Genomic DNA, 25,681 nt, shown 5'->3' with positions numbered 1-25,681 from the left:
CTTTTCCAGTACATTGTTGATCGATTTTAAGTTAACCAACTGCTCGTAAGAGTGGTTGGTTTTTGCATGTTTTCAAAAGCTATAGTGAAACTGGGTTTTGGTATAGTTAAAACTTATAACAATCTATAAAAAATACCAATTGGTCAGATTTCATTTTCTGTGTTAAGATAAATACAGTTCAAAAATTAAGGAGATTACTTTCTATGAAACTTAAAAAATTATTTACCTTTGCAGCAACAGCTGCCCTATCCATTGCGACACTTGCAGCATGTGCTCCAGCATCTGAATCAGGTTCAACTTCTTCAGATACAGCGGAAACAACCTTGAAGGTTGGTATCATGACGCGCAATACTTACACGACTGATGTTTGGAACAAGGTTACGGAAAATGCTGCCAAAGAAGGTGTGAAGTTGGAGTTCACAGAATTCACAGACTATTCACAACCAAACAAGGCCTTGGCTGAGGGCGATGTGGATGTCAATGCCTTCCAACACATTTTCTTCTTGGATAACTGGAACACAGAAAACGGTGAAAACTTGCAGGTTGCGGGCTACACTCTTTACAGCCCAATTCGTTTCTACTCAGGTATCGCAGACGGTAAAGACAAGTATGCAGATGTCGAAGACCTTCCAGAAGGTGCTGAAATCGCAATTCCTAACGACCCAACAAACGGTAGCCGTGCCCTCTTCTTGCTTGAGTCACTTGGCTTGATCAAATTGGAAGTGAAAGACGGTGACTTGGCATCACTTGCTGATATTACTGAAAATCCAAAAAATATCAAAATCACTGAATTGGATGCTAGCCAAACAGCTCGTTCATTGGAATCAGTTGACGGGGCAGTTATCAACAATAACTACGCTCAAGAAGCAGGTATTGATACAGACACTGCCTTGTATATCGAGGAAAAAGGTCCAAATACAAAAGTTTGGTACAATGTCATCGCAGCTCAAGACAAGTGGGAAGAGTCAGACAAGGCTGACGCTATCAAAGCCCTTGTCAAAGCATACAACACTGATGAAGTTGGTAAGTTGATTGAGGACGGCTCTAAGAAAACAGATTTCCCAATCTGGAACGAAGCAAAATAAAAAGAATTAAACAACAGGATAGAGGCTGGGAGACCCCCAGCTTCTCTTCCTATTTTTGGAGGAGGTAGAAAAAATGGGACAGATAAATGAGCAGGCACAAATCGTAGCATTCCAGGAAGACAAGATTGTCCAGGAGGGGATTGGGCATCTGAGAAAACTGATTAGTATGAAATCTATCTTTGCCCAGCAGATTGGTCTTTTGGAGGTTGCTACTTACCTCAAGAATTTGTTTGAAAGTGCAGGGGCAGAGGTTATCTTGGACCAGTCTCATACGGCTCCTTTTGTCATGGCTCGTTTTGCAGCGACGGTGCCCAATGCCAAGACCCTGATTTTCTACAACCACTATGACACAGTGCCGGCTGATAGTGACCAGATTTGGCTCAAGGGGCAACCCTTTGAACTGACAATGGACGAGACCCACATGTATGGCCGCGGGGTGGATGACGACAAGGGGCATATCACGGCTCGCCTATCCGCCCTTCAGAGCTATCAGGCTAAGCACGACGGTCAACTACCGGTCAATGTTATTTTCATCATGGAAGGTGCTGAAGAGTCGGCATCGGTTGATTTGGATAAGTATTTGGTCAAGTACAAGAACCAGTTATCAGGTGCAGACCTGCTCATCTGGGAACAAGGTCACCGAAATGCCCTCAATCAGTTAGAAATCGCTGGCGGAAACAAGGGAATCGTGACTTTCGATGTCTCTGTCCAATCGGCAGAGCTGGACATTCATTCGTCCTATGGCGGAGTGATTGACTCCGCTAGCTGGTATCTCTTGTCCGGCCTCCAGTCCCTCCGAAGTCCAGATGGTCGTGTCCTGGTGGATGGTCTCTATGACCAGGTTCAGGAGCCGAATGAGCAGGAGTTAGCCTTGGTAGAGGAGTTCGCCCTAACCAGTCCTGAAAATCTTACGGAGATTTACAGCTTGACCCTGCCAACACTCTTGGAAGAGCGAAAAGCATTTTTGAAACGCCTTTATTTTGAACCGTCCATTACCATTGAGGGTCTTTCTACAGGCTATCTGGGCCAGGGAGTCAAGACCATTATTCCAGCCCAGGCTTCTGCCAAGATGGAGATTCGTCTGGTACCGGATTTGGATCCTCAGGATGTGCTGGACAAGGTCCGTCAACAGCTGGTGAAGAATGGCTTTGACAGGGTTCAGGTCGATTTCACCCTAGGCATTAAGAGCTACCGTAGCGACATGACTGCGCCAGCCATTGCCAAAGTTATCGAGTTAGCTAAAAAGTTGACGGTTGACGGGGTTTCGGTGCTGCCAACCTCGCCGGGGACAGGCCCTATGCATACGGTCTTTCATGCCCTGCAGGTGCCAATTGCTGGATTTGGACTGGGCAATGCCAATAGCCGAGACCATGCGGGCGATGAAAATGTAAAAATTGCTGACTATTATAGTCATGTTCAACTAATTGAGGAGTTAATAGCAAGTTATGAGTAAGGAAATGATTAAGCTAGATAATATCGATGTGACCTTTCATCAGAAAAAGCGCACGATTGAGGCGGTTAAGGATGTGACCATCCATATTAATCAAGGTGATATTTATGGAATTGTCGGCTATTCTGGGGCGGGGAAATCAACCCTGGTCCGTGTCATCAACCTCTTGCAGGTGCCGACAGCAGGTAAAATCATTATTGATGAAGATGTGATTTTTGAAGGTAATAAGGTTACATTGACACCGGCCCAACTGCGAATCAAACGCCGTGAAATTGGGATGATTTTCCAGCATTTCAATCTGATGGCCCAGATGACTGCTGCGGAAAATGTGGCTTTTGCCCTCAAGCATTCTGGCTTGACCAAGGAAGAAAAGGCAGCCAAGGTTGCCAAGCTCTTGGACCTGGTTGGTTTGGCGGACCGAGCAGAAAACTATCCGTCTCAACTTTCAGGTGGCCAAAAGCAGCGGGTCGCTATTGCGCGTGCCCTTGCCAATGATCCCAAAATCTTGATTTCTGACGAGTCAACCTCTGCCTTGGACCCTAAAACAACCAAGCAGATTCTGGCTCTCTTGCAAGAACTCAATGAGAAATTGGGCTTGACCATTGTCATGATTACCCATGAGATGCAGATTGTTAAAGACATTTGCAACCGGGTGGCGGTGATGCAGGATGGTCAGTTGATTGAGGAAGGGTCTGTTCTTGAGATTTTCTCACATCCTAAGCAGGAATTGACCCAGGACTTTATCAAAACAGCAACAGGAATCGATGAAGCACTAGTCAAAATTTACCAGCAGGGGATTGTGCAAAATTTGCCGGAAGACAGTCTTCTGGTCCAACTCAAGTATTCGGGTGCCAGCACGGATACGGCTATTGTCAATGATTTGTATAAGATGTACCAGGTGACATCCAATATTCTTTATGGAAATATTGAGATTTTGGACCACACGCCAGTGGGTGAGCTAGTTGTTATCTTATCAGGTGAGCCTGCCCAATTGCACCATGCCTTGGAGGCTGTGGCAGAGGCACAGGTAGAAGTGACTGTTTTGAAGGGAGCGTAAGATGAATCAGTGGATTGAAACAACATTTGAAAATGTTATAAAAATGGGCTGGGATACGCCTTACGGTTGGTTGCCAGCCATTCAGGCGACCATTTATATGACCTTCTGGTCCTTTATCTTTGGAGGCCTTTTGGGCTTGGTCGGAGGTCTTCTTTTGGTATTGACAGGCCCTCGTGGCATTTTGGAAAACAAGTATGCGTTCTGGATTTTGGACAAGGTGGCCTCTCTTTTTCGGGCGGTTCCCTTTATCATCCTTTTGGCTGTCCTCAACCCTGTAACCCGTGCGATTGTAGGAACAGGTATCGGTCTCAAAGCTGCCTTGGTCCCTCTGTCCCTGTCTGTATTTCCATTCTATGCCCGTCAGGTTCAGGTTGTCTTGTCAGAGTTGGACCGGGGTGTGATTGAGGCAGCCCAGTCAGTAGGAGCCACTATTCCTGATATTATCAAGGTTTACCTACGCGAAGGTCTGCCAGACTTGATTCGTGTAACAACCCTGACTCTGATTTCCCTGGTTGGTTACACCGCTATGGCAGGTGCCATTGGTTCCGGTGGCCTAGGTAACGTCGCTATTTCCTATGGTTATAACCGTTCGGATGATGATGTAACCTTGGTTGCGACACTCCTCATCTTGATCATGATCTTCTTCATCCAGTTTGTCGGAGATTTTGTGACCAAGAAAATCAACCATCGTTAATAGACAGAAAACAAAGATGTTGGCTAATGGTTGATATATCTTTGTTTTTTTCATATCATAAATAAAAAAGAGGTGAATAGTATGGAATTTGAAAAATTAGTGCGGGGTGAGCCGGGGCAATATGTGGCATCCAGCGGTGCCATTAAAGAATTGCCAGCAAGATTGGTAATCTTCAAGCAGCCGGTCATTGTGACAGGGCAGAAATCCTATGCGGCCTTTGTCAAACACGGTGGCAATCAACCCAATTGGCCGGTGCTCTTCTATGACCAGACAGCCAGTCATGAAGATATGAATCGCTTGGCAGAAAAGGCTAAAAGTCTAGGTGCAGATGTCTTGATTGGCGTAGGTGGCGGCAAGGTCATGGATACGACCAAGGGGATAGCCGACCGTCTGGGTATTGAGGCGGTTTTTGTACCGACCCTGGTTTCTACCTGTGCCTGCTCGACCCCGCTCTTGGTGGCCTATCATCCAGACCATACCTTCAAGTCTATTGATTACTGCCAACGGTCGGGTTTTATGACGGTGGTGGATTATGACCTGCTATTGGATTCGCCACGGGAGTTTTTCATTTCAGGCATTTCGGATACCCTGGCTAAATGGTATGAGCTGGAGGCGATTCACAGAGGGAAAAATCGTGCGGACCTGCCTGCCCTTGTTCAACTGGCGCTAGCGACAGCCAAGGTCTCGCTGGATATTTTACTTCAGGACACGGAGACAGCTGTTGCGGATTTTGACCAGAACAAACTCAGTCCAGCCTTTCAGCGGATTGTGGATACGACCTTTGCCATTGCGGCTAATGTCGGCTGTCAAACCAGCGACTATGTATCGGGGGCTCACGCTCTTCATAATGGATTGACCCTGCTCCATGAAACCCACAGCATTGCCCACGGACTCAAGGTTTCTTATGGGATTTTGGTGCAATTATGCCTGACGGGTGACAGGGATGAGGTCAGAAAACTCCTGCCTTTTTACCAAAAGAACGGCTATATCTATTCTTGGAAACAGCTGGATGTGACGGAGGATAGGGCAGTTGCTATGCAAAAGGTGGCTGAGTTTGCGACCTCTAGCAAGGAAAGCTACATCAATATTGATCAGAATATTCAAACTCAGGATGTGGTTAAGGCCATGTTGACCTTGGAAAGTCTGGTGGAGGAAGTCTATGGCTAGAAAAATCGGTATCATAGGTCTGGGCCATGTCGGAGCCACCCTCCTGCATGATTTGGTGGCAGGCAATCTCTTTGACGACTATGTCCTGATTGACAAGAATGAAGAGAAACTTGCGGCAGATATTCTGGATATGGAGGATTGTGTGGCCAATACGGGGCAGTCTGCCACTTTCATTGCCAATGATTACAGTGCTCTATCGGACGCAGATATTATCGTGTCGAGCCTTGGGAAAATCAGTCTCCAGGCCAATGCGACCAATAGCCGCTTTGCGGAACTGCCTTTCACTAGTCAAGAGGTCAAGGAAGTCTCGAGCAAGTTGGTTGCTTCAGGTTTTTCTGGTATTTTGATTGTCATTACGAATCCCGTCGATGTCATCAGTCAGCTCTATCAGACCTATACCGGCTTTCCTCGCGAGCGGGTGATTGGCACGGGTACCTTGCTGGATACGGCGCGGATGAAGCGTGCGGTGGGGCGGCGGTTTGGACTCTCTCCGATAGCCATCTCAGGCTACAATCTGGGTGAGCATGGCAATTCTCAATTCACTGCATGGAGCCAGGTGGTGGTGGCGGGTCAGCCTATTCAGGCACTTTTGCCCAAGAAAGAGCTGGACCAGCTGGCAGAGGAGGCGCGCATGGGCGGACACACCGTCTTTTTCGGCAAGGGCTATACCAATTTTGCCATCGCAGCGGCAGCCAAACGCTTGGTTGAGGCGGTTTTGGGCAATAGCAGAGCAGTGCTACCGGTTTCTCATTACCAGCAAGAGTACGGGGTTTATCTAGGTTATCCGGCAGTCATCGGCAGAGAGGGCATTGTAGACAGGGTGCGACTAGACTTGACACAGGAGGAATGTGACCTCCTAGCAGCATCTGCAAAGCAAATCAGTAGTCGAGTAGAGATTGCCCAGACAGGAGACTGGGATAGCTTGAGTTTGTGATATGGTAGTAGACAAAGCCCAGTAAATCTGCTATACTATTCAACAAGAAAGAAGGTTGTTTCAGCATCTTTGTTTAGCGAGCTTGGGAGAGTGGGAGCCGAGCCGGGGTGGAAATAATTGGCGCTTTCAGTGAAAAAATTATATAAAATGAAGTAATAAATTAGGGTGGAACCGCGTTCTCAACGCCCCTATGTCGCAAGGCAGGGGGGAGAGAAGGTGGTTCTTTTTCTGTTTTACCAGAGATGAAAGAGAAGATATGAAGAATTTTTATCTAGTGGATAGCCAAGAACAGCTGTTTAACTATCAGCAATTTGTCTCAAAATACGAGGCAAAATGGCATGACTATATCCATTTTCTAAGGAAGGAATATCAAGTTCGTGATTTGCCCCAAGCCCTTATCTGGGCAAATGAAGAAGCCGCAAGAAAATTACTTGGCCAAAGTCCCGTACCAGCCTACACTAATGATATCCGCATGGTCATGACACCAGACTTAGCAGTTTGGAAAAAGATTTACCAGCATCAACTAGATAGCTACGAGAACAGCCCAGACTTGCAGACATTGAGTGCTCACTACAAAGGTTTGTCGGAAAATCATCTGTTGCAAATTATCGGTCATGAGCTGGCGCATTGGTCAGACCTTTTTCTGGATGACTTTGCGGACTATGATGCAAACATCTGGTTTGAAGAGGGCATGGTCGAGTACATCAGCAGACAGTATTTTTTGACAGAAGAAGAGTTTGCTCAAGAGCGGTTTTGTAATCAGCTCTTGGTTGGCCTCTTTCAAGAAAAACACGGCTGGCATTCCTTGGATTCTTTTGGAAAATCCACTTACGAAGGAAATTACGCGAGTATTTTTTACGAGTACTGGCGAAGTTTTCTCACCATTGACCAGTTAGTAGAGAAAGTAGGTTCAGTCCAAGCACTTTTTGAAACCTATCATAAATGGGCGCAGTCAGACCAAAGGATTTCGCTACTCAACTGGTTTGTGCAGGAAGAATTATTAGAAAAAGAAATTTAAAAAGAAACAGGAGTAACTTATGGCAAAAAAACTTACTTTTCAAGAAATTATCTTGACCTTACAACAATTTTGGAATGAGCAGGGGTGCTTGCTCATGCAGGCTTATGATACGGAAAAAGGGGCGGGGACTATGAGTCCCTACACTTTCTTGCGTGCTATTGGTCCTGAGCCATGGAATGCGGCTTATGTGGAGCCTTCTCGTCGTCCTGCGGACGGTCGTTACGGAGAAAACCCAAACCGTTTGTATCAGCACCACCAATTCCAAGTGGTGATGAAACCATCTCCATCTAATATCCAAGAACTCTACTTGGAGTCTTTGGAGCGTTTGGGCATCAATCCTTTGGAGCATGATATTCGTTTTGTTGAGGATAACTGGGAAAACCCGTCAACAGGCTCAGCTGGTCTGGGCTGGGAAGTTTGGTTGGACGGTATGGAAATCACGCAGTTTACCTATTTCCAACAGGTTGGCGGCTTGGCGACAGGCCCTGTCACAGCCGAAGTAACTTATGGTTTGGAGCGCTTGGCTTCCTACATTCAAGAGGTTGACTCCGTTTACGATATTGAGTGGGCTGACGGTGTTAAATACGGTGAAATCTTCATCCAGCCAGAGTATGAGCATTCAAAATACTCCTTTGAAGTATCCGACCAAGACATGCTCCTTGAAAACTTCACCAAGTTTGAGAAAGAAGCAGAGCGGGCTTTGGAAGAAGGCTTGGTTCACCCAGCCTTTGACTATGTGCTCAAATGTTCTCACACCTTTAACCTGCTCGATGCCCGTGGTGCTGTGTCTGTAACCGAACGTGCAGGCTACATTGCCCGTATCCGTAACCTAGCTCGTGTCGTTGCTAAGACCTTTGTGGCTGAGCGTAAAAAATTAGGCTTCCCACTTTTAGACGAAGCAGCACGAGCAGAATTGTTGAAGGAGGACGCAGAATAATGACAAAGAATTTACTTGTTGAACTTGGTTTGGAAGAAATCCCTGCCTACATCGTAACCCCAGCCATGCACCAGTTGCGTGACCGCATGGCGACTTTTTTGACAGACAATCGCTTGGCTTTTGACAGCATTGATGTTTTTTCAACGCCACGCCGTTTGGCTGTTCGTGTGCGTGGTTTGGCAGACCAGCAGACGGATCTTACAGAAGATTTCAAGGGTCCTGCTAAGAAGATTGCCTTGGACGCAGATGGGAACTTCACCAAAGCTGCTGAAGGCTTTGTCCGTGGTAAAGGCTTGACGACAGCTGACATCGAGTTTCGCGAGATCAAGGGCGAAGAGTATGTCTATGTGACCAAGCATGAGGCGGGTCAGCCAGCTAAGGCAGTTTTGGCGGGCATTCCAGAGGTCTTGAAGGCTATGACCTTCCCTGTCAGCATGAACTGGGCGTCCAACAAATTCGCCTACATCCGTCCTGTCCACACCTTGACCGTTCTCTTGGACGATGAAGCATTGGATATGGATTTCTTGGACATTAGATCAGGTCGCATCAGTCGTGGTCATCGTTTCCTTGGAAATGAAACAGAGATTGCAAGTGCAGATTCTTACGAGGCTGACTTGCGTGCACAGTTTGTCATTACAGACCCCGCAGAGCGTCAAAATATGATTATCGAGCAAATCAAGGCTATCGAGGACAAACACAAGGTGACAGTCGAAATTGATGAAGATTTGCTCAATGAAGTTCTCAACTTGGTCGAGTACCCAACTGCCTTCATGGGTTCTTTTGACACTAAATATTTGGAAGTACCAGAAGAAGTCTTGGTTACTTCTATGAAAAATCACCAACGTTACTTTGTGGTGCGGGATAAGTCTGGCAAACTCTTGCCAAACTTCATCTCCGTCCGTAACGGGAATGACCAGTACCTTGACAATGTCATCAAAGGAAATGAAAAAGTCTTGGTGGCTCGTTTGGAAGATGGTGAGTTCTTCTGGCGTGAAGACCAAAAACTCAGGATTGCTGACTTGGTGGAACGCCTCAAAGTCGTGACCTTCCATGAGAAAATCGGCTCACTTTACGAGCACATGGAACGTACAAAGGTTATCGCAGAAAAACTGGCTGACTTGGCTGGCTTGTCTGCGGATGAAAAGGCAGATGTGGCGCGTGCAGCGGACATCTACAAGTTTGACCTCTTGACAGGCATGGTCGGCGAGTTTGATGAATTGCAAGGGATTATGGGTGAGAAGTATGCCCTTCTTGCAGGGGAAAAACCTGCGGTGGCAGCAGCAATCCGTGAGCACTACTTGCCAAACTCAGCAGAAGGCGAATTGCCTGAGAGCAAGGTCGGTGCGGTCTTGGCACTGGCTGACAAATTTGATACCCTCCTATCTTTCTTCTCAGTAGGCTTGATTCCTTCTGGCTCAAACGACCCTTATGCTCTTCGTCGTGCAACACAGGGTATCGTGCGGATCTTGGAAGCGTTTGGTTGGGAAATTCCATTGGATCAGCTGATTACGGAGCTCTACAGCTTGAACTTTACTAGTTTGACTTATGACAACCAGCCAGCTGTGATGGACTTCATCCGTGCTCGTGTAGAGAAGATGATGGATAAGGCCATTCCGAAAGACATCCGCGAGGCTGTACTTGCCAGCTCAACCTTTGTGGTCAGACTGCAACTGGCAGCCAGCTCTGCTATTTTCCAAAAATCAAAAGAGACTGACTACAAGGAAGCCGTGGAAAACTTGTCACGGGTCTTCAACTTGGCTGAAAAGGCGGAGGCAACTGCGATTGACGAGGCGCTCTTTGAAAATGAGCAGGAGAAGGCCCTTGCTGCAGCAGTATCTAGCTTGGAGTTGACGGAAGACATGGCAGGCAACTTGGACAAGCTCTTTGCATTGAGCCCAGTCATCGCAGCCTTCTTCGACAACACCATGGTCATGGCAGATGACGCAGCAGTCAAAGCCAACCGCTTGGCTCTCTTGAAAGCCTTGGCGGATAAGGCAAGTGCTGTGGCGGTCTTTAATCTCTTGAATAGTAAGTAGGAGGCGGATATGGAACAAGCAAAAATTGATCGCATCAATGAATTGGCCCGCAAGAAAAAGGCGGAAGGTTTGACAGAGGAGGAGTTGCAGGAACAAGCTGCTCTTCGTGAGGAGTACATCGAGGGCTACCGCCGTAGTGTGCGTGCCCACGTTGAAGGTATCAAGGTTGTCGATGAGGATGGCAACGATGTGACACCTGAGAAACTCCGCCAAGTCCAACGTGAAAAAGGCTTGCACGGACGTAGTTTGGATGATCCAAATTCCTAAGACAAAGAAAAGGCTTGAGTTTCGGCTCAAGTCTTTTGCTATATATAATTCAATTCCTTCGGCAGGGCGACGGTTTCTTGCCCCTCTTTATCGAATACCAATACTGTTGACGGGAAGAAGGGGTCGAATTTGTTTTGGAAATCAATGGTGAGAACCTCTTTATAGCCTTCCTGTGAAAAGGTAATGCTGAGTTTGCCCTTGCGATTTTTCAGGGAGAAACGCAGAACCTTTTTCAAGGGTAGGACTCCTTTTAAATAATTATCAATGATAAACCAAAAATGGTCAATCACTTCGCCAGGAAGGGAAGTGACAACGCCAAAGCTGGCATAGCGCCCTTTTGTCTCTTGAAATGCCATAGTGACCTCCTCTCAGGTAAGAAAAAAGCCTGAAAAACAGGATTTTCTTTATAAATGACTTTATCGATTTCGCAGTTCTAAATAGCGTTTGTACCAAATGTTGACATAGGCTGGAGAGAAGGGACCACGCTGATTGTTGATCCAGTCTACCAGGATTTTGACATTTTCCTTCAAGATATAGTCAATATCCGTCGAATAATTCATCGATTTCCGGTGGCGCTCGTACTCATCTACATCCAGCAATCGCTTTTCTCCATCCGCAAAGACTTTTACGTCTAGGTCATAGTCGATGTACTTCAAAGCCTCATTGTCTAGGACATAGGGGCTGGCAAGGTTGCAGTAGTAAGAAACCCCGTTATCTCGAATCATGGCGATGATATTGAACCAATATTTTTTATGGAAATAGACAATAGCAGGTTCTCTTGTCACCCAACGTCGACCATCATTTTCAGTGACTAATGTATGATTATTGACTCCAATGATGGCATTTTCTGTTGTTTTTAGTACCATGGTGTCACGCCAGGCGCGATGAATTTCACCATCATGTTTATAACTTTGAATTGTAATAAAGTCGCCTTCTTTTGGTAATTTCACCTTGTTACCAACTTTCTACTATTACAATTTATCTTAACTATTATATCATATTTTTGGCACCTTGGCGAAACTTTTGTCATAGATAGTCGCGTAAAGCCGAACGAATGTCACCGTAATCATAGCCTTTTCGGGCCAGGGCTTGGGTCAGACGTTGTTGAAGCTCATAGCCTTCATATTTTCGGCTATATTTGCGGTATTGCTTGTCCAGTTCTTTTTCCAACAAATCGGCTTCTGCCTCCTCATCACTGTCCAAGTCCAAGTTAGCTACCACGCTTTTGGCCAGTTCATAGGAGAATCCCTTAGTCACCAGTCCTTGGGCAATCTTATCCTGCAGGGCGCGGAGAGGCAATTTGTGGCCATATTTTCGTAGAATCTTGTCTCCAACCTTTGCCGCTAGCTCAGAAAAGTCTGTATCAGTCAGTGCCTGGTCAATCAGGGATTTTTCAAGACCCTTGAGCTGCAATTTTTGCCGAAGGACAGCTGGCCCCTTGTCCCCGTTCAAGCTATTCTGCCGAACAAAAGTTTCCGCATAGGCTAGGTCGTTGACCCAGTTTTCCTCCTCTAGATTGCGCAAAATCGCTGGGATGGTGTTCTCATCAATTTCGTACTTTCGCAGATAGTCAGCCACTTCCTTCTTGGTCCGCTGCTTAAAGGAAATAAAATAAAGAGCCAGGTTTTTCCCATAAGAAAATTGGGCAAAATCCCGAATCTCCGCCAACTCCTGTTCAGAAATTTCCTTGTCCTTGGTCAGCATAAAGCGTACAATGGTGTCCTCAGTGATATAGAGCTTGTCTGAACTATCCAGCTCCAGCAAATAGAGCCGTTTTTTCTTTTCAATCTTTGTTACTCTCATTCTTTCATTATACAGGAATTTTCGGTAAAATAGAAACATGAATCTACAAGTAAACCAACGAATTCCTCTAAAAATCAAGCGCATGGGCATTAACGGCGAAGGTATCGGCTTTTACCAGAAAACTCTCGTTTTTGTCCCGGGCGCTCTCAAGGGAGAAGAGATTTATTGTCAAATTACCGATGTCAAGCGGAATTTTGTCCAGGCCAAGCTTCTGAAAATCAATAAAGAGTCCAAGTTTCGTGTCCAGCCAGCCTGCGAGATTTACCAGGCCTGTGGTGGTTGCCAGATTATGCACCTCCGCTATGACAAGCAGCTGGACTTCAAGCAAGATTTGCTGCTACAAGCCCTGAAAAAATTCAAACCAGCAGGCTATGAACATTTTGACATCCGTCCGACCATCGGCATGGACCAGCCCACCCACTACCGAGCAAAACTGCAGTTCCAGACCCGCTCTTTTAAGGGCGAGGTGACTGCTGGGCTCTACGCAGAAGGTAGCCACCGCTTGATTGGGATTACAGATTGTCTAGTCCAAGATGAAGAAACCCAGACCATTATCAATGCCGTGTCAGACTTACTGACCAAGCATCGGATTCCTATTTACAATGAGCGAAGAGAGCAGGGGATTCGGACGGTGATGGTCCGCAGGGCCCGCCAGACTGGCCAGGTGCAGCTGATTTTCGTCACCTCTTGCCAGGTCAATTTGACGCGATTGATTGAGCAATTGACGAAGCAATTTCCTGCCATTGTCACCGTTGCCCTCAACTGGAACCAGTCCAAGTCCAGCGAGATTTACGGGGAACGGACGGAGATTTTATGGGGACAAGAAGCCATTTCCGAGGCTGTTTTGGACTATGAATTTTCACTGTCACCTCGGGCATTTTACCAGCTAAACCCGCAGCAGACGGAAGTTCTCTATGGCGAGGCTGTCAAGGCGCTGGATATTGATGGGACGGAGCATCTGATTGATGCCTACTGTGGCGTCGGAACCATTGGCTTTGCCTTTGCAAGAAAGGTTCAGTCGGTTCGGGGAATGGATATTATTCCGGAAGCTATTCAAGATGCTAGAAAAAATGCTGACCGTCTGGGACTGAAAAATACCCACTATGAGGCGGGCAAGGCAGAAGATATTATTCCAAAATGGTATGAGGAAGGCTACCGGGCAGATGCCTTGGTGGTAGATCCGCCTCGAACAGGTCTGGATGATAAGTTGCTGGACACCATTTTACACTACAAGCCAGCCAAGATGGTCTATGTCTCCTGCAACGTGTCGACACTGGCACGGGATTTGGCAAAATTGGCCAAGGTTTACAATGTAGAATACATCCAATCCGTTGATATGTTTCCACATACGGCTCGGACGGAGGCGGTTGTGAAATTGTCCAAACGAGATATCAACCATCATATTGATCTTGAAATCAATGAAGAAGATCTCAAAGATATTTCTGTCAAGAAGGATGCCACTTATTCAGAAATCAAAGATTATGTCTTTAGAAAATTTGAATTAAAAGTATCTACCCTTAACATTGCACAAGTAAAAAGGAAACTTGGGATAATCGAGCGAGAGAACTATAATCACTCTAAGAAAGAAAATCAAAGAGTTCCAAATTGTCCACCCAAAAAAGAACAAGCTATCATCGATGCGTTAACTTGGTTTGGAATGATTGAGTAATTAAATAAATTAAAAAGTGCAGAATTGATCTGCACTTTTTAACGTTCATAATCATTTGTATTGCGATTTTTACTTATTTGTTTTTGGTGTAATTTTTTGTGTTTTTCGATGCGTTCAAATACTTTTTTCTTATCATTTTCAGTGAGATAGTTTTGAAAATCTTCGTATAGGTTCATTGCAGGCTGGACTTCTTTCAATAGTGAATCCATTCTTTTCTTAGCTTCTTTTTGTTCAGCAATTCGTACTGACCTCTCATGTTGAAGCTGCTCCCTGGCTCTTTTTAATTCGCCTGTCAACTGGCTAATTTTCTGTTTCAATCCTTTGACGATACTATTGTTAAAGACTTTATCAATAAAATCGTCTAAAATTTGTTTCATAGGTTTAGTATTTACTTGGTATAACATTTTTTCAAAAATTTTCAAAGGTACAACAGCGAATTTTTCTTTTTTTCCAATTAGTCCACGTTCTTCCACTTTAAAATCTTTTGTAAATAGGTAATTCTTATCCTCTTTAATTCCAATATCCTTTAATAATTGTTCGTTGATAGCATTTACAGCTTCTTCCTGTGCCAATAACAATTCAACTTTGTCAACTTTTGCTTCAAACATCTTATCTAACTTATTAACTGACTCTTGCTTTAAATGAATTCTTTAACAGATAATTAACATCTATTTAGGACAATTTCTAGGCTCTGTTAGTCTAATATTGCTAAGTTTGCTTTTTGCATTTGTCTTAGATTATATTCCTAGTAAAGAGATTTTAGGTTTGCTCGGTTTGATTCCAATTTTCCTAGGCCTCAAAGTTTTGCTTTTAGGAGATTCTGATGGAGAAGCTATTGCCAAAGAAGGTTTGAGCAAAGATAATAAAAACCTGATTTTTCTAGTCGCTATGATTACTTTTGCAAGTTGTGGTGTACCTTTGTCAATGATGTGAGACCAAAAAGGTGATTTTGAAGTTATCCATTTGTTAAGCTTTACTAGGAGCTAGCTTCTAGTAAAGCTTTTCTGATATCGATAGGAGATTTCCAGCCTAAAGTTTGCATAGGGAGTCGATTAGAACGATAAAGATAGGTTTTCATCTGCTTGATCAGATCGTCATAGGAGTAAAAGGTCAAGTGCTGGTAGAAACGTCGGTTATCATTTCGATGACTGCGCTCAACCTTGCCATTATGTCTGGGTGTTCGAGGACGAATTAGTTTGTGCTCAATACCAAGTTCCTGACAAAGTAGGTCTAGGGGGTGAATTTGCTTGGTCTCTTTGAAATGGGTAAACTCAAAACCATTATCCGTTTGAATAATTTTGGGTTTGTATCCAAAGTATCTCATAGCCATTTTGACAAACTGAACAGTTGAGTGAGAAGATTGCTCTTTGAAAGGGAAGATAAAACGTTCCCTGCTGGCCTCATCAATGACGGTATATTGATAGAATTTGTCAGGTAGCTTGCCTGTGTAGCAGTGAGTCGGTACATATTTGACGTCCATTTGCCACTTGATACCGAGTTCAGTTGGGGTATGGTAAGGCCTAGGCACATAGGTTTTCTGCTTAGTTTTAGGGGATTTGAAGAAATCAAGTTTTCTCAAGATTCGAAAGAGAGAGCAGGGATGGCGGTCATAGCCCTTATTAGTTTTGAGCTTGTAGAATATTTCGATGAGGGTTGCCTGTGGATTTCTTCGGATGCAATTTTTAATCCAGGTAAGCTCCTGTTCGGTATGAGCTTTTGGATGAGGTGTTAGAGGTCGATGCGACCGGTCTTTCAGCGATTCTTTGGTGCCGTCGAATCGCTTGTTCCACCGCATGAGAGAGGCTTTTGAGACCTTGTAGCGTCGACAGATGAAGGTGACAGAAGCTCCATTTCGATAGGTTTTAACAGCGTGGTAGCGTGTTTCCAGAGTGTGTGGCAAATAGCGAAGATTTTGTGGTATACTAGTCATGAGAAGATTTCCTTTTTGATGAGTAGGTGGTACTCTTATCATATCAGGGAATCTTCTTTTTGACTTCTAGAAGTCTCACATCTATTGTAACGCTACACTATGATTACTTTTGCAAGTTGTGGTGCTGACAATATTGGTGTCTTTGTCCCATATTTTACTACCTTAAATTTAGCGAATTTGATAGTGGCTTTACTTACCTTTCTAGTCATGATTTATCTCTTGGTTTTCTCTGCCCAAAAATTGGCACAAATCCCTTCTGTTGGAGAAACTTTGGAAAAATATAGCAAATGGTTTATTGCCGTTGTTTATTTAGGATTGGGGATATATATCCTGATTGAAAACAACAGCTTTGACATGCTATGGGCTGTGTTAGGCTAGGAGAAAAAATAATGAAAAAAGATAGTATCTGTCAAGTGGATGTTATAAATCAACAAAATGTTACAACCGCAACGAACTACCTTGAAAAGGAAAAAGTCCAAAAATCACTTCGCATTTTATCAAAATTTACCGATAATAAACAGATAAATATCATCTTTTATCTCCTTGCCGTCGAAGAACTCTGTGTCTGCGATATAGCCTGTTTATTAAATCTCAGTATGGCATCTGCCTCCCACCATCTTCGTAAACTAGCCAATCAAAACATCTTGGACACTAGAAGAGAGGGGAAAATTATATATTATTTTATAAAAGATGAGGAAATCAGAGATTTTTTTAATCAACTAGGATAACAACTATTTTTACTACTTTTCCATGATTATAGGGAGATTATATATGAAATTTTTGATGAAAATTACTCACAAGAAATACCTACTCGTATCAAATGTTTAAGAAAAAAGTATAATTTAAAGCAAAGCGACCTACGATTATATCAGCGTTTACAGACATTCAAGAGAAATCTCTTGGATGTCTTTTTTGGGCTAAAGCAAGGCTATGATTAGCCTTGGCAAATTTGCCTAACAGCTCCAAACCTGTCATCAAATGAAATCGATGACTTATCAGAATGAGTCGTAGCCTTCATCTCACAGTATAGGTAGATGGCTAATTTCATTTTAAAACTTTCAGTTTTAAGGGACTGACCCCAAAAAGTGAGAATTTAATAAAAAGACTTGACAAATTTCGTTTACAATAGTAGACTTATTTTGAACATATTCGTTTACATTTGTAAACGACAAGGAGGAAAGGAAAATGAGCACAATAGAACTTAATACTTCTATCACAGATGCTGAATGGGAAGTAATGCGTGTAGTTTGGGCAAATGATCGAGTAACTAGTAAAACAGTCATCTCTGTATTGAAAGAAAAAATGGACTGGACAGAATCCACTATCAAAACGATCTTAGGTCGATTAGTTGAAAAAGGCGTACTAAATACAGAGCAAGAAGGTAGAAAGTTTATTTACACTGCCAATATTGTAGAGAAAGAAGCCGTAAGGGATTATGCAGAAGATATTTTTAACCGTATTTGCAATAAGAAAGTTGGAAATGTAATAGGAAGCATCATTGAAAATCATGTCTTAAGCTTCGATGATATAGATCGACTAGAGAAAATATTAGAGATAAAAAAATCTTTCGCAGTAGAAGAAGTGGCTTGCAATTGTCCAGAAGGACAATGCGAGTGTCATTTACATCATCATTAACATAAGGAGGAATAAAAATGAGTAAGAATAAACATATGTTATTAGGTATTGGACTTACAGTCGTATTAACTGCAGTTGGATATATTACACTTTTAGAACCAATGATTAGTTATTTTAAAATAAACCAGAGTGCAGTTAATATAGATATTCAAACAAGTAAAACAAAAAGTACACTTCCTATACCACCACTATTAGAGGATAAAAATCTAGATCCTAATATTGCGGATTTTACTTTAGAACCTCAAGAAAGAGAAACTTCATTTTTACCAAATACCAAGACACGAACTATGGGTTACAACGGAAGTTTCTTAGGCCCTGTCATCAGAGTAAGTAAAGGTGAGCAAGTAAATGTGCACGTAAATAACAAGCTAAAAGAAGCAACTACAGTTCACTGGCATGGACTAGAGGTAGAAGGAGAAAAGGATGGGGGCCCTCATCAAGGAATTGAACCAGGAACAACTTGGGAGCCTAGTTTTACAGTAAATCAACAGGCTGCAACATTGTGGTATCATCCGCACTTTGGAGGAAATACTGCTACCCAAGTTTATAAAGGTTTAGCAGGACTATTCTATGTGGATGATGAAGTATCAAAAAGCTTAAATATTCCTAAGGAATATGGAGTAAATGATATACCTTTAGTAATTCAAGATAGAAGCTTTGGCAAGGACGGCAGTTTTATTTATAATACAAATATGATGGATGGAGCAACAGGGGATACTATCATAGTTAACGGAGCTATTAAACCTAATTTAGAGGTTAATAGAGTCAAGATGAGATTTAGAATAGTTAATGGTGCTAATGCAAGTAACTTTAATTTGAAGTTAGATAATAGAGATGGATTCTATCAAATAGCATCTGATGGTGGATTTTTAGAAAAACCGGTTAGCCAGAGAAATATTATGTTATCACCTGGGGAAAGAGCAGAGATAATAGTGGACTTTTCAAAGTATGAAAAGGGAACGCAGCTATCACTTATGAGTAATAAGGAAGCCATTATGACCTTTAATGTTAAAGGCGATGGGAAAGATGATACTGAAGTACCTAGCACTTTAACGAATATAGAAAGAATGTCAGAAGCACAAGCTACTAAGATAAGAAGTTTTGAGCTTCAAGGTATGGGTCACATGGTATCAATAAACGGTAAAAAGTTTGATATGAATAGAATTGATGAAACAGTGAAGCTTGGAGATACAGAGATTTGGGAAATTACAAACCCAGGATCTATGATGCATGAAATGGGACACCCATTCCATATTCATGGCACCCAGGTTCAAATTCTATCAAGAAACGGTAATGCGCCTTCTCCAGAGGAGAGCGGATGGAAAGATACTGTATATATTGAGCCTAACGAAAAAGTAAGACTTATAGTTAAGTTTAATAAGAAGGGTAGTTATATGTACCACTGTCACATTCTTGAACATGAAGAAGCAGGTATGATGGGACAAATTAAAGTAGAATAATAAATAATATTGAAGATCATGTCTTAAGCTTCGATGATATAGATCGACTAGAAAAAATATTAGAGATAAAAAAATCTTTCGCAGTAGAAGAAGTGGATTGCAATTGTCCAGAAAGACAATGCGAGTGTCATTTACATCATCATTAAGAATAAGGAGGAATTTAAAATGAACAATAACAACAAACATTTATCCCACTGTCACCATAATCATGGCGACATGGATCATTCAAAACATGAGCACGTAAGCACGGAAGAACATGGAGACCATAAGAATCAACATCAAGAACATCATGCTGAGCATGATCACAGCGGGCACAGCGGGCACAGTGGGCATGACCACAGTGGGCATCACGGAGGGCATGAACACCATCATCACGGTAACTTTAAGGAACTTTTCTTAAAATCATTGCCACTAGGAATCATTATTATGCTCTTATCCCCTATGGCTGGGTTTGACCTACCATTCCAGTTTACTTTTCCATATTCTGATATTGTAGTAGCTATTTTATCTACTATATTAATTATTTATGGTGGACGTCCATTCTATCAAGGCGCAGTTGACGAATTTAAACAAAAAGAACCTGGAATGATGGCTCTAGTTTCTTTAGGTATAAGTGTTTCATATTTATACAGTATTTATGCTGTTATCATTACCTACGTAACGGGTGGACACGTGATGGACTTTTTCTTTGAATTTGCTTCATTATTATTAATCATGTTATTAGGTCACTGGATTGAGATGAAAGCTATTGGAGAAGCAGGAGACGCACAAGCAGCATTGGCTAAGTTGGTACCAAAAGATGCTCACGTTGTGTTAGAAGATGATTCAATTGAAATACGTCCAGTTGCTGACTTACAGGTAGGCGATTTAATTCGTGTTCAAGCCGGAGAAAATGTGCCAGCAGACGGAACTATCGAGCGTGGCGAATCACGTGTAAATGAAGCTCTTTTGACTGGAGAATCAAAAGCAGTTAAAAAAGGTCCTGGCGATGAAGTAATCGGAGGCTCAACAAATGGAGAAGGGGTTCTTTATATTAAAGTGAATGAGACAGGTGATCAATCCTTTATCTCTCAAGTACAGACTTTAATTAGCCAAGCTCAAAGTCAGCCTTCCAGGGCAGAAAATATTGCGCAAAAGGTTGCAGGGTGGCTCTTCTATATTGCTGTTATTGTCGCGCTAATTGCTTTTGTAGTGTGGATGATTATTGGAGATATCCCAACGGCAGTTATATTTACTATTACTACATTAGTTATAGCTTGTCCACACGCATTAGGTCTGGCTATTCCATTGGTAACCGCCCGAAGCACAAGCTTAGGGGCTAGCCGTGGCTTACTAGTAAAAGACCGCCAAGCCTTAGAAATAGCTCAAGATGCAGATGTGATAATTTTAGATAAAACGGGTACTTTAACAACTGGTGAATTTAAAGTATTAGATGTAAAACTTCTTAATGACAAATATACAAAAGAGGAAATCATTGCCTTATTGGCAGGTATTGAAGGAGGATCTAGCCACCCAATTGCTCAATCAATTATAAGGTTCGCCGAGCAGCAAGATATACGTCCAGCATCTTTTGATTCGATTGATGTGATTTCCGGTTCTGGAGTAGAGGGTAAAGCAGGTGGGCACCGTTACCAATTAATCAGTCAAAAAGCCTATGGACGTAATCTTGATATGGATATTCCAAAAGGAGCAACTCTTAGTGTCTTAGTAGAAAACGATGATGCCATTGGTGCTGTAGCTTTAGGGGACGAATTAAAACCAACGAGTAAAGAGTTAATTAAAGCTCTTAAAAAGAACAATATTCAACCAATTATGGCAACAGGTGATAATGAAAAAGCGGCTCAAGGCGCGGCAGAAGTTTTAGGGATTGAGTATAGATCAAATCAATCTCCACAAGACAAATATGAGTTAGTTAAAACACTTAAAGATGAAGGAAAGAAAGTTATCATGGTAGGTGATGGTGTAAATGATGCTCCTTCTCTTGCCTTAGCAGATGTTGGTATAGCTGTAGGTGCTGGAACTCAAGTTGCATTGGATTCAGCTGATGTCATATTGACTCAATCCGATCCAGGAGATATTGAATCATTCATTGAATTAGCACACAAAACAACTCGTAAAATGAAACAAAACCTATTTTGGGGAGCTGGTTATAACTTTATAGCTATCCCTCTAGCTGCAGGAATTTTGGCTCCTATTGGTATCACATTAAGCCCTGCATTAGGAGGAATCCTAATGTCTGTGTCAACAGTCATCGTCGCCATTAATGCTATGTTATTAAGTTTAGATCCAAAAAATAACGGTTAACAGATCGAATGATTGAAACTCCTTAAAGTATCAAGATACAATAGTTTTACAGGAGAAAAAGAGATGTAAGTACTGGCTCTTTGTAAAATCGTGTTGGTAGAAGTAGTCGATTTTTCTACCAACACGATTTTTAATTTATTTAGAACTGATTATTTTTAGGATATAAGTACCTGAAGCATAGAGATGAGTATGGCTATAGTCAAAATAAAGCAGTAACAGCCTTGAAATATATAAATCTATCATTCAAAGAATTGATTTATGAACAATACGATTACTATGTTAAAAAAAATAAGAAAGATCCTTTGGATCGGGCTATCGATTATATGCTGAAATTTCAGAGAACTGATGCAAATTTTGAGATTCCCAAGCTTCTTGCTGTTGTTGATTCTATTCAAAAATATGTTTTTAGCCAATCAAAAATGAAGTGCGGGGACTATAGCGTGTTTGCTTCTTTATTGGAAAATGAACAAGTTGATGAAAGATTACAATTCTTAATTGATTATGGGGTACCTTGTTCAGCAGTCAAGAAAGTAAAATTACCAGAGGAGTTAACTGGTTATCCTAATATTATCCAATATCTAAAGGATAATATTTCGCAAATAAGTTCAAAGCTAATTCCTTATGAAATGAAGTTGATGAATGAGGCAATTTTTTAAGTGGATAATAATTTTTAAAATGTTGACAAGAGTTGTGTTTAATCGTACTGTATATATACTTCTAGTACACATCTAACAATGTTTTAAAACTAAAATCTTCTTACCTTCTGTAAGAAGATTTTTGCATGGAATTAAAACTAATATCAAATTCATTAACGGTTTTTTTATAATTTCCAAAAAATGGCAGAATATAGTTGAGTTATAGAAGGAGTTTATCATGAACTTACATGATTTACATTTCTACAAGCAACTACTTCTGCCTTTTGTAATGAGGAATCAGAGTCAAATAATTTCACTTGGTGGTCATCTATGGATGAACTAGTGAGATTTTTGGAAGAAATGCTCCTGAAATATGGAGACAACATTGATTGCTCAAATTTACCAATCAAGGAAGAAAACCTGTATACTGATGAGTAGTTGCTTGTATTCTTTTCTAAAAAGAGTTAAAATACCCTTAAGATTATAAGGGTATTTTTTGGTCAAACTTTTCAAGGAGAAATTAAATGAAGCGAAAGAAAGCCTATATCTATACAAGGGTATCTACGACTATGCAGGTTGAAGGATTTTCATTAGATGCTCAAGAAGCAAAAATTCAGCAATATGCCAATGCTTTTGATATTGAGATTGTGAAAACCTATCAAGACGCTGGGAAATCTGGTAAAACCATGTTAGGACGAACGGAATTTATGAACATGATATCAGACATCGAAGCAGAGAAAGATAAGGTGGACTATGTACTTGTATTCAAATTATCACGTTTTGGTCGGAATGCTGCGGATACTTTAAAATCTCTAGCTATTATGGAATCTCATGGTGTAAATCTGATTTGCGTTGATGATGGACTGGATAGTTCAAAGGATTCAGGAAAGTTAGTTATTACGATCTTGTCGGCAGTTGCTGAAATGGAAAGAGAGAATATTATTTCTCAAGCTATGGAAGGTCGTAGACAAAAAGCGAGAGCTGGTCAATGGAATGGTGGATTTGCGCCTGTAGGATATTCCCTTGTTAATGGTCAATTACAAGTAAATCATGAAGAAGCTGAATCCGTAAAGATGATTTTTGATTTATTTGCCAACAGTGATATGGGCACTATAGCTATTGCCAAGCATTTAGCCAACCTAGATATAAAGAAACCAATTCGACACAATAGTACGCTTCCATATTTTTCATCAAGTGGCATTGCAAGAATCTTAGACAATCCAGTTTACAATGGAAAAATTGCTTTTGGACGGCGTGAAAGCACTCGAGATAAAATTTCTGGTGAAACGAAAGTCACGCAGTCTGAAAATTATATTCTAACAGACGGAATCCATGAAGCAATTATTGACGATGAGACTTGGAAAAAAGTGAGGAAAAAACGAGAAGCTAATGCCCATAAGTATAAACGTGAGAATCCAAACAAGGGCGATTCTATCTATATACTTTCAGGGTTGATAAAATGTCCATTATGCAATGCTGGGCTTTATGGAAATAAAAGTATCAAGCGAAATAAAAATAAGAAAGATGAATACTATAAAAACTATTACTACTATGCTTGTAAACATAGAAAGCATGTAGATGGTCATAAGTGCACATTTAATAAACAGCTTAAAACAGGAAATTTAGACCATGAAGTATTATCAATTATTAGTAAATTAGTTTCTAGACCTGGATTTGCAAAAAAACTTCAAGAAAAAATTAATATTCAGGTTGATACAAGTAGGATAGACAGTGAAATTGAACAATATAAGAGTCTCTTTCGTCAGCTAAATGCAACTAAAATGAATTTAATCCAACAGATTGACACCTTAAATTTTGAAGTTCCTCATTTTCAGCAGAAGTCAATTGATTTAGATATGAGATTAAATACTATTTATGATAAAATAGCAGATGTAGAAACACTAATTGAGACAAGTGAATCTAAACGAGAGGTAATCCTAAAAGATAAAATGACCGCTGACAATATTTATAAAATATTAGTCAATTTTGCATCATTAATGGATGTTATGGAAGATATCGACAAGAAGCGATTGTGTCAGATGTTGATTGAAAAAATCGAGATTTATGATGAAAAAAATGAGGCAGGACGTTGGGTAAAAGCCATTCATTTCAAGCTTCCAATCATTGAGGAAGACTTAGAAATTAGTTTGGACAATAGTACACCGGTTGAGGCGGTGGTTAAGTTAGTGAGGAAATGAGTCTATTACTGGCAGTCGCGGATGATTTACCGACATTTTTCTTGAAATTTTCCTAAAAAATGAAAAGTAGGGAAAATCTCTATAAATTCTTGATTTCCGAACGTTTTTTTACTATACTAATAGTGGTTATAACCAATGGAAGAGGTGATAATATGGTTACCGAAGCAGGTGACAAACCGCTATATTTACAATTGGTAGACGAATTGGAGATGAAGATTCGGAATACCATGGAGCCGAATGATAAATTATCTTCTGAGCGCGAGTTAACTCATATTCATGGGGTGAGTAGGATTACAGTCCGCCTGGCAATTCAAGAATTGGAAAGAAGGGGACTTGTATATAAAAAACATGGCAAGGGAACCTATGTTTCAGAGATAAGAGAGCCTGCTGTTGATCTGTCCTCTGCCTATAGTTTTACAGAGCAGATGCGGAAAATCGGCAAGGTTCCAAAGACCCAGATTTTGTCGTTGCTTGAGAAAAATGCGTCCGAGTATCTGGCCAAGCAGCTGCAAATCGACATCAACGAGCCCATCGTTGAATTAGAACGGATTCGCCTGGCTGATAATGTTCCAATGATGCTGGAAAAGACTTATATTCCAGCTGAAGTTGTACCTGGAATGACTGAAGAGCGCCTTAATCACATGCCGCTCTATGAAATATTTGCTGAAGATTACAATCAAACTATTCGGCTGGCAGAAGAAGAATTTTATGCCAGTATTGCACTAGACCATGAGGCCAAGGTTCTGGGCATTAAAAACAATAGTCCTGTTCTTCATATCACTCGGAAGACCTACAATCAAAAAAATAAGATTATTGAGTTTACCTTTAGTATTGCGCGGGCAGACCAGTTCAGATATAAGATTAGCCACGTCCGTCAAGAGTAGTGGATTTCTACTTCAAGGCTATTGAATCAATATTAGTTTTTTAACGAAGACAGCGAGCTAGGACAGGATTACTGCCCTGGCTTTTTTGCAAGAAAAAGAGGGCTTTGAGCCCTCAGGTGATGTTTACGAGAATAATCGTTTAAATATTTTATTTGATGAGTATTTGAGCAGTTGCATGCCAATAAAACCACTTGGAATAGCCAAGCAGAAGGACAGGAAGGCAGGGATGTTCAGCGAAAGATACACGTAAGTTGCTAGAACCGTCAAAATACTAAAAACAACAATATTCACAAAAAATAATAATTCATTGATCCGTGGAAGACTGGATTCTCTTGCTTGGTACGCTTTATAAGGGGCCTGTTTCTCTTTCGGGATATACTCTTCAGTGGGGATTTGGTCAGGCCGATATTGTCTAAGTGCCATATCGTCTCCTTTATTTTGCTTTTCAAGAATACCATAAAATTGAGTGGAGACTGTAACAAGATTATTACAATATTGTTACAAAAAAATTAGAAAAG

General features: G+C 41.6%; 22 protein-coding genes and 5 pseudogenes. 21 read left to right on the top strand and 6 right to left on the bottom strand.

What is annotated here, in order from left to right:
• The first annotated feature begins 203 nt into the window (after positions 1-203).
• The 10 genes from NQZ91_05300 (at position 204) to NQZ91_05255 (ending at position 10,645) form a co-directional block, all read left to right on the top strand.
• A complete protein-coding gene (locus NQZ91_05300) occupies positions 204-1,085 on the top strand; it encodes a MetQ/NlpA family ABC transporter substrate-binding protein (protein UUM58781.1) in 882 nt (293 codons plus the stop codon).
• A 73-nt stretch (positions 1,086-1,158) separates the two neighbouring features.
• The gene (locus NQZ91_05295; GenBank protein UUM58780.1) at positions 1,159-2,538 is read left to right on the top strand and encodes a M20/M25/M40 family metallo-hydrolase; all 1,380 of its coding nucleotides are present in this window, start codon (positions 1,159-1,161) and stop codon (positions 2,536-2,538) included.
• Entirely contained in the window at positions 2,531-3,592 is a 1,062-nt protein-coding gene (locus NQZ91_05290) for a methionine ABC transporter ATP-binding protein (GenBank protein UUM58779.1), read from the top strand. Before NQZ91_05295 ends, NQZ91_05290 begins: the two co-directional genes overlap by 8 nt.
• Before the next feature lies 1 nt (position 3,593).
• Positions 3,594-4,286: an ABC transporter permease gene (locus tag NQZ91_05285; GenBank protein UUM58778.1), complete on the top strand. Its 693-nt coding sequence runs from the start codon at positions 3,594-3,596 to the stop codon at positions 4,284-4,286.
• A gap of 81 nt (positions 4,287-4,367) precedes the next feature.
• On the top strand, positions 4,368-5,453 hold the full coding sequence (locus NQZ91_05280) for an iron-containing alcohol dehydrogenase family protein (GenBank protein UUM58777.1): 1,086 nt from the start codon (positions 4,368-4,370) through the stop codon (positions 5,451-5,453).
• Positions 5,446-6,387: an L-lactate dehydrogenase gene (locus tag NQZ91_05275; protein ID UUM58776.1), complete on the top strand. Its 942-nt coding sequence runs from the start codon at positions 5,446-5,448 to the stop codon at positions 6,385-6,387. Before NQZ91_05280 ends, NQZ91_05275 begins: the two co-directional genes overlap by 8 nt.
• Positions 6,388-6,643: 256 nt before the next feature.
• Positions 6,644-7,405: an elongation factor Tu gene (locus NQZ91_05270; protein UUM58775.1), complete on the top strand. Its 762-nt coding sequence runs from the start codon at positions 6,644-6,646 to the stop codon at positions 7,403-7,405.
• Positions 7,406-7,424: 19 nt separating this feature from the next.
• Positions 7,425-8,342 (top strand): glycine--tRNA ligase subunit alpha, encoded by a 918-nt coding sequence (gene glyQ, locus NQZ91_05265; protein UUM58774.1) that lies wholly within the window; start codon positions 7,425-7,427, stop codon positions 8,340-8,342.
• The gene (gene glyS / locus NQZ91_05260; GenBank protein ID UUM58773.1) at positions 8,342-10,378 is read left to right on the top strand and encodes a glycine--tRNA ligase subunit beta; all 2,037 of its coding nucleotides are present in this window, start codon (positions 8,342-8,344) and stop codon (positions 10,376-10,378) included. The genes glyQ and glyS overlap by 1 nt, the downstream gene beginning before the upstream one ends.
• A gap of 9 nt (positions 10,379-10,387) precedes the next feature.
• Positions 10,388-10,645 carry a DUF896 family protein gene (locus tag NQZ91_05255; protein ID UUM58772.1) on the top strand — a complete coding sequence of 86 codons (258 nt, stop codon included), beginning with the start codon at positions 10,388-10,390 and terminating at the stop codon, positions 10,643-10,645.
• A 38-nt stretch (positions 10,646-10,683) separates the two neighbouring features.
• Here NQZ91_05255 and NQZ91_05250 read toward each other — a convergent pair whose 3' ends face one another.
• The 3 genes from NQZ91_05250 to recX form a co-directional block, all read right to left on the bottom strand.
• The gene (locus NQZ91_05250; protein UUM58771.1) at positions 10,684-11,001 is read right to left on the bottom strand and encodes a DUF960 domain-containing protein; all 318 of its coding nucleotides are present in this window, start codon (positions 10,999-11,001) and stop codon (positions 10,684-10,686) included.
• A 60-nt stretch (positions 11,002-11,061) separates the two neighbouring features.
• Positions 11,062-11,595: a DUF402 domain-containing protein gene (locus NQZ91_05245; GenBank protein ID UUM58770.1), complete on the bottom strand. Its 534-nt coding sequence runs from the start codon at positions 11,593-11,595 to the stop codon at positions 11,062-11,064.
• Positions 11,596-11,671: 76 nt separating this feature from the next.
• Positions 11,672-12,448 (bottom strand): recombination regulator RecX, encoded by a 777-nt coding sequence (gene recX / locus NQZ91_05240; GenBank protein ID UUM58769.1) that lies wholly within the window; start codon positions 12,446-12,448, stop codon positions 11,672-11,674.
• 37 nt (positions 12,449-12,485) lie between these two features.
• Here recX and rlmD point away from each other — a divergent pair.
• A pseudogene (gene rlmD, locus NQZ91_05235) lies at positions 12,486-13,835 on the top strand (23S rRNA (uracil(1939)-C(5))-methyltransferase RlmD).
• A gap of 320 nt (positions 13,836-14,155) precedes the next feature.
• Here rlmD and NQZ91_05230 read toward each other — a convergent pair.
• Complete coding sequence (locus NQZ91_05230) at positions 14,156-14,725, bottom strand: hypothetical protein (protein UUM58768.1); 570 nt, start codon at positions 14,723-14,725, stop codon at positions 14,156-14,158.
• Between the two features lie 49 nt (positions 14,726-14,774).
• On the opposite strand from NQZ91_05230, the pseudogene NQZ91_05225 reads away from it, so the two are divergent.
• Positions 14,775-15,029, top strand: a pseudogene (locus NQZ91_05225) (CadD family cadmium resistance transporter).
• A 64-nt stretch (positions 15,030-15,093) separates the two neighbouring features.
• On the opposite strand, the gene NQZ91_05220 reads toward NQZ91_05225, so the two are convergent.
• Positions 15,094-16,047 (bottom strand): DDE-type integrase/transposase/recombinase, encoded by a 954-nt coding sequence (locus NQZ91_05220; GenBank protein UUM58767.1) that lies wholly within the window; start codon positions 16,045-16,047, stop codon positions 15,094-15,096.
• A 99-nt stretch (positions 16,048-16,146) separates the two neighbouring features.
• Here NQZ91_05220 and NQZ91_05215 point away from each other — a divergent pair.
• From NQZ91_05215 to NQZ91_05175, 9 genes and pseudogenes are all read left to right on the top strand, one after another.
• Positions 16,147-16,425 (top strand): annotated as a pseudogene (locus NQZ91_05215) (CadD family cadmium resistance transporter).
• A gap of 11 nt (positions 16,426-16,436) precedes the next feature.
• The gene (gene cadX / locus NQZ91_05210) at positions 16,437-16,775 is read left to right on the top strand and encodes a Cd(II)/Zn(II)-sensing metalloregulatory transcriptional regulator CadX (protein ID UUM58766.1); all 339 of its coding nucleotides are present in this window, start codon (positions 16,437-16,439) and stop codon (positions 16,773-16,775) included.
• A 457-nt stretch (positions 16,776-17,232) separates the two neighbouring features.
• Entirely contained in the window at positions 17,233-17,682 is a 450-nt protein-coding gene (locus tag NQZ91_05205; GenBank protein UUM58765.1) for a CopY/TcrY family copper transport repressor, read from the top strand.
• Between the two features lie 101 nt (positions 17,683-17,783).
• Positions 17,784-18,617, top strand: a pseudogene (locus NQZ91_05200) (multicopper oxidase domain-containing protein).
• Between the two features lie 219 nt (positions 18,618-18,836).
• Positions 18,837-19,288, top strand: a pseudogene (locus NQZ91_05195) (multicopper oxidase domain-containing protein).
• Positions 19,289-19,307: 19 nt separating this feature from the next.
• Positions 19,308-21,446: a copper-translocating P-type ATPase gene (locus NQZ91_05190; GenBank protein ID UUM58764.1), complete on the top strand. Its 2,139-nt coding sequence runs from the start codon at positions 19,308-19,310 to the stop codon at positions 21,444-21,446.
• A gap of 251 nt (positions 21,447-21,697) precedes the next feature.
• Positions 21,698-22,102, top strand: coding sequence for a hypothetical protein (locus tag NQZ91_05185; protein UUM58763.1), 405 nt, complete (start codon positions 21,698-21,700; stop codon positions 22,100-22,102).
• A gap of 503 nt (positions 22,103-22,605) precedes the next feature.
• Complete coding sequence (locus tag NQZ91_05180; protein ID UUM58762.1) at positions 22,606-24,279, top strand: recombinase family protein; 1,674 nt, start codon at positions 22,606-22,608, stop codon at positions 24,277-24,279.
• Between the two features lie 152 nt (positions 24,280-24,431).
• Positions 24,432-25,163: a GntR family transcriptional regulator gene (locus NQZ91_05175; GenBank protein ID UUM58761.1), complete on the top strand. Its 732-nt coding sequence runs from the start codon at positions 24,432-24,434 to the stop codon at positions 25,161-25,163.
• Between the two features lie 123 nt (positions 25,164-25,286).
• On the opposite strand, the gene NQZ91_05170 is transcribed toward NQZ91_05175, so the two are convergent.
• Positions 25,287-25,586, bottom strand: coding sequence for a DUF3270 domain-containing protein (locus tag NQZ91_05170; GenBank protein UUM58760.1), 300 nt, complete (start codon positions 25,584-25,586; stop codon positions 25,287-25,289).
• Positions 25,587-25,681: the final 95 nt, after the last annotated feature.

This window comes from Streptococcus suis, from assembly GCA_024583055.1.
Classification (GTDB): domain Bacteria; phylum Bacillota; class Bacilli; order Lactobacillales; family Streptococcaceae; genus Streptococcus; species Streptococcus suis_V.
The sequence above is the reverse complement of the archived record's forward strand: the minus strand, read 5'-3'. Positions and strand labels throughout refer to the sequence as shown.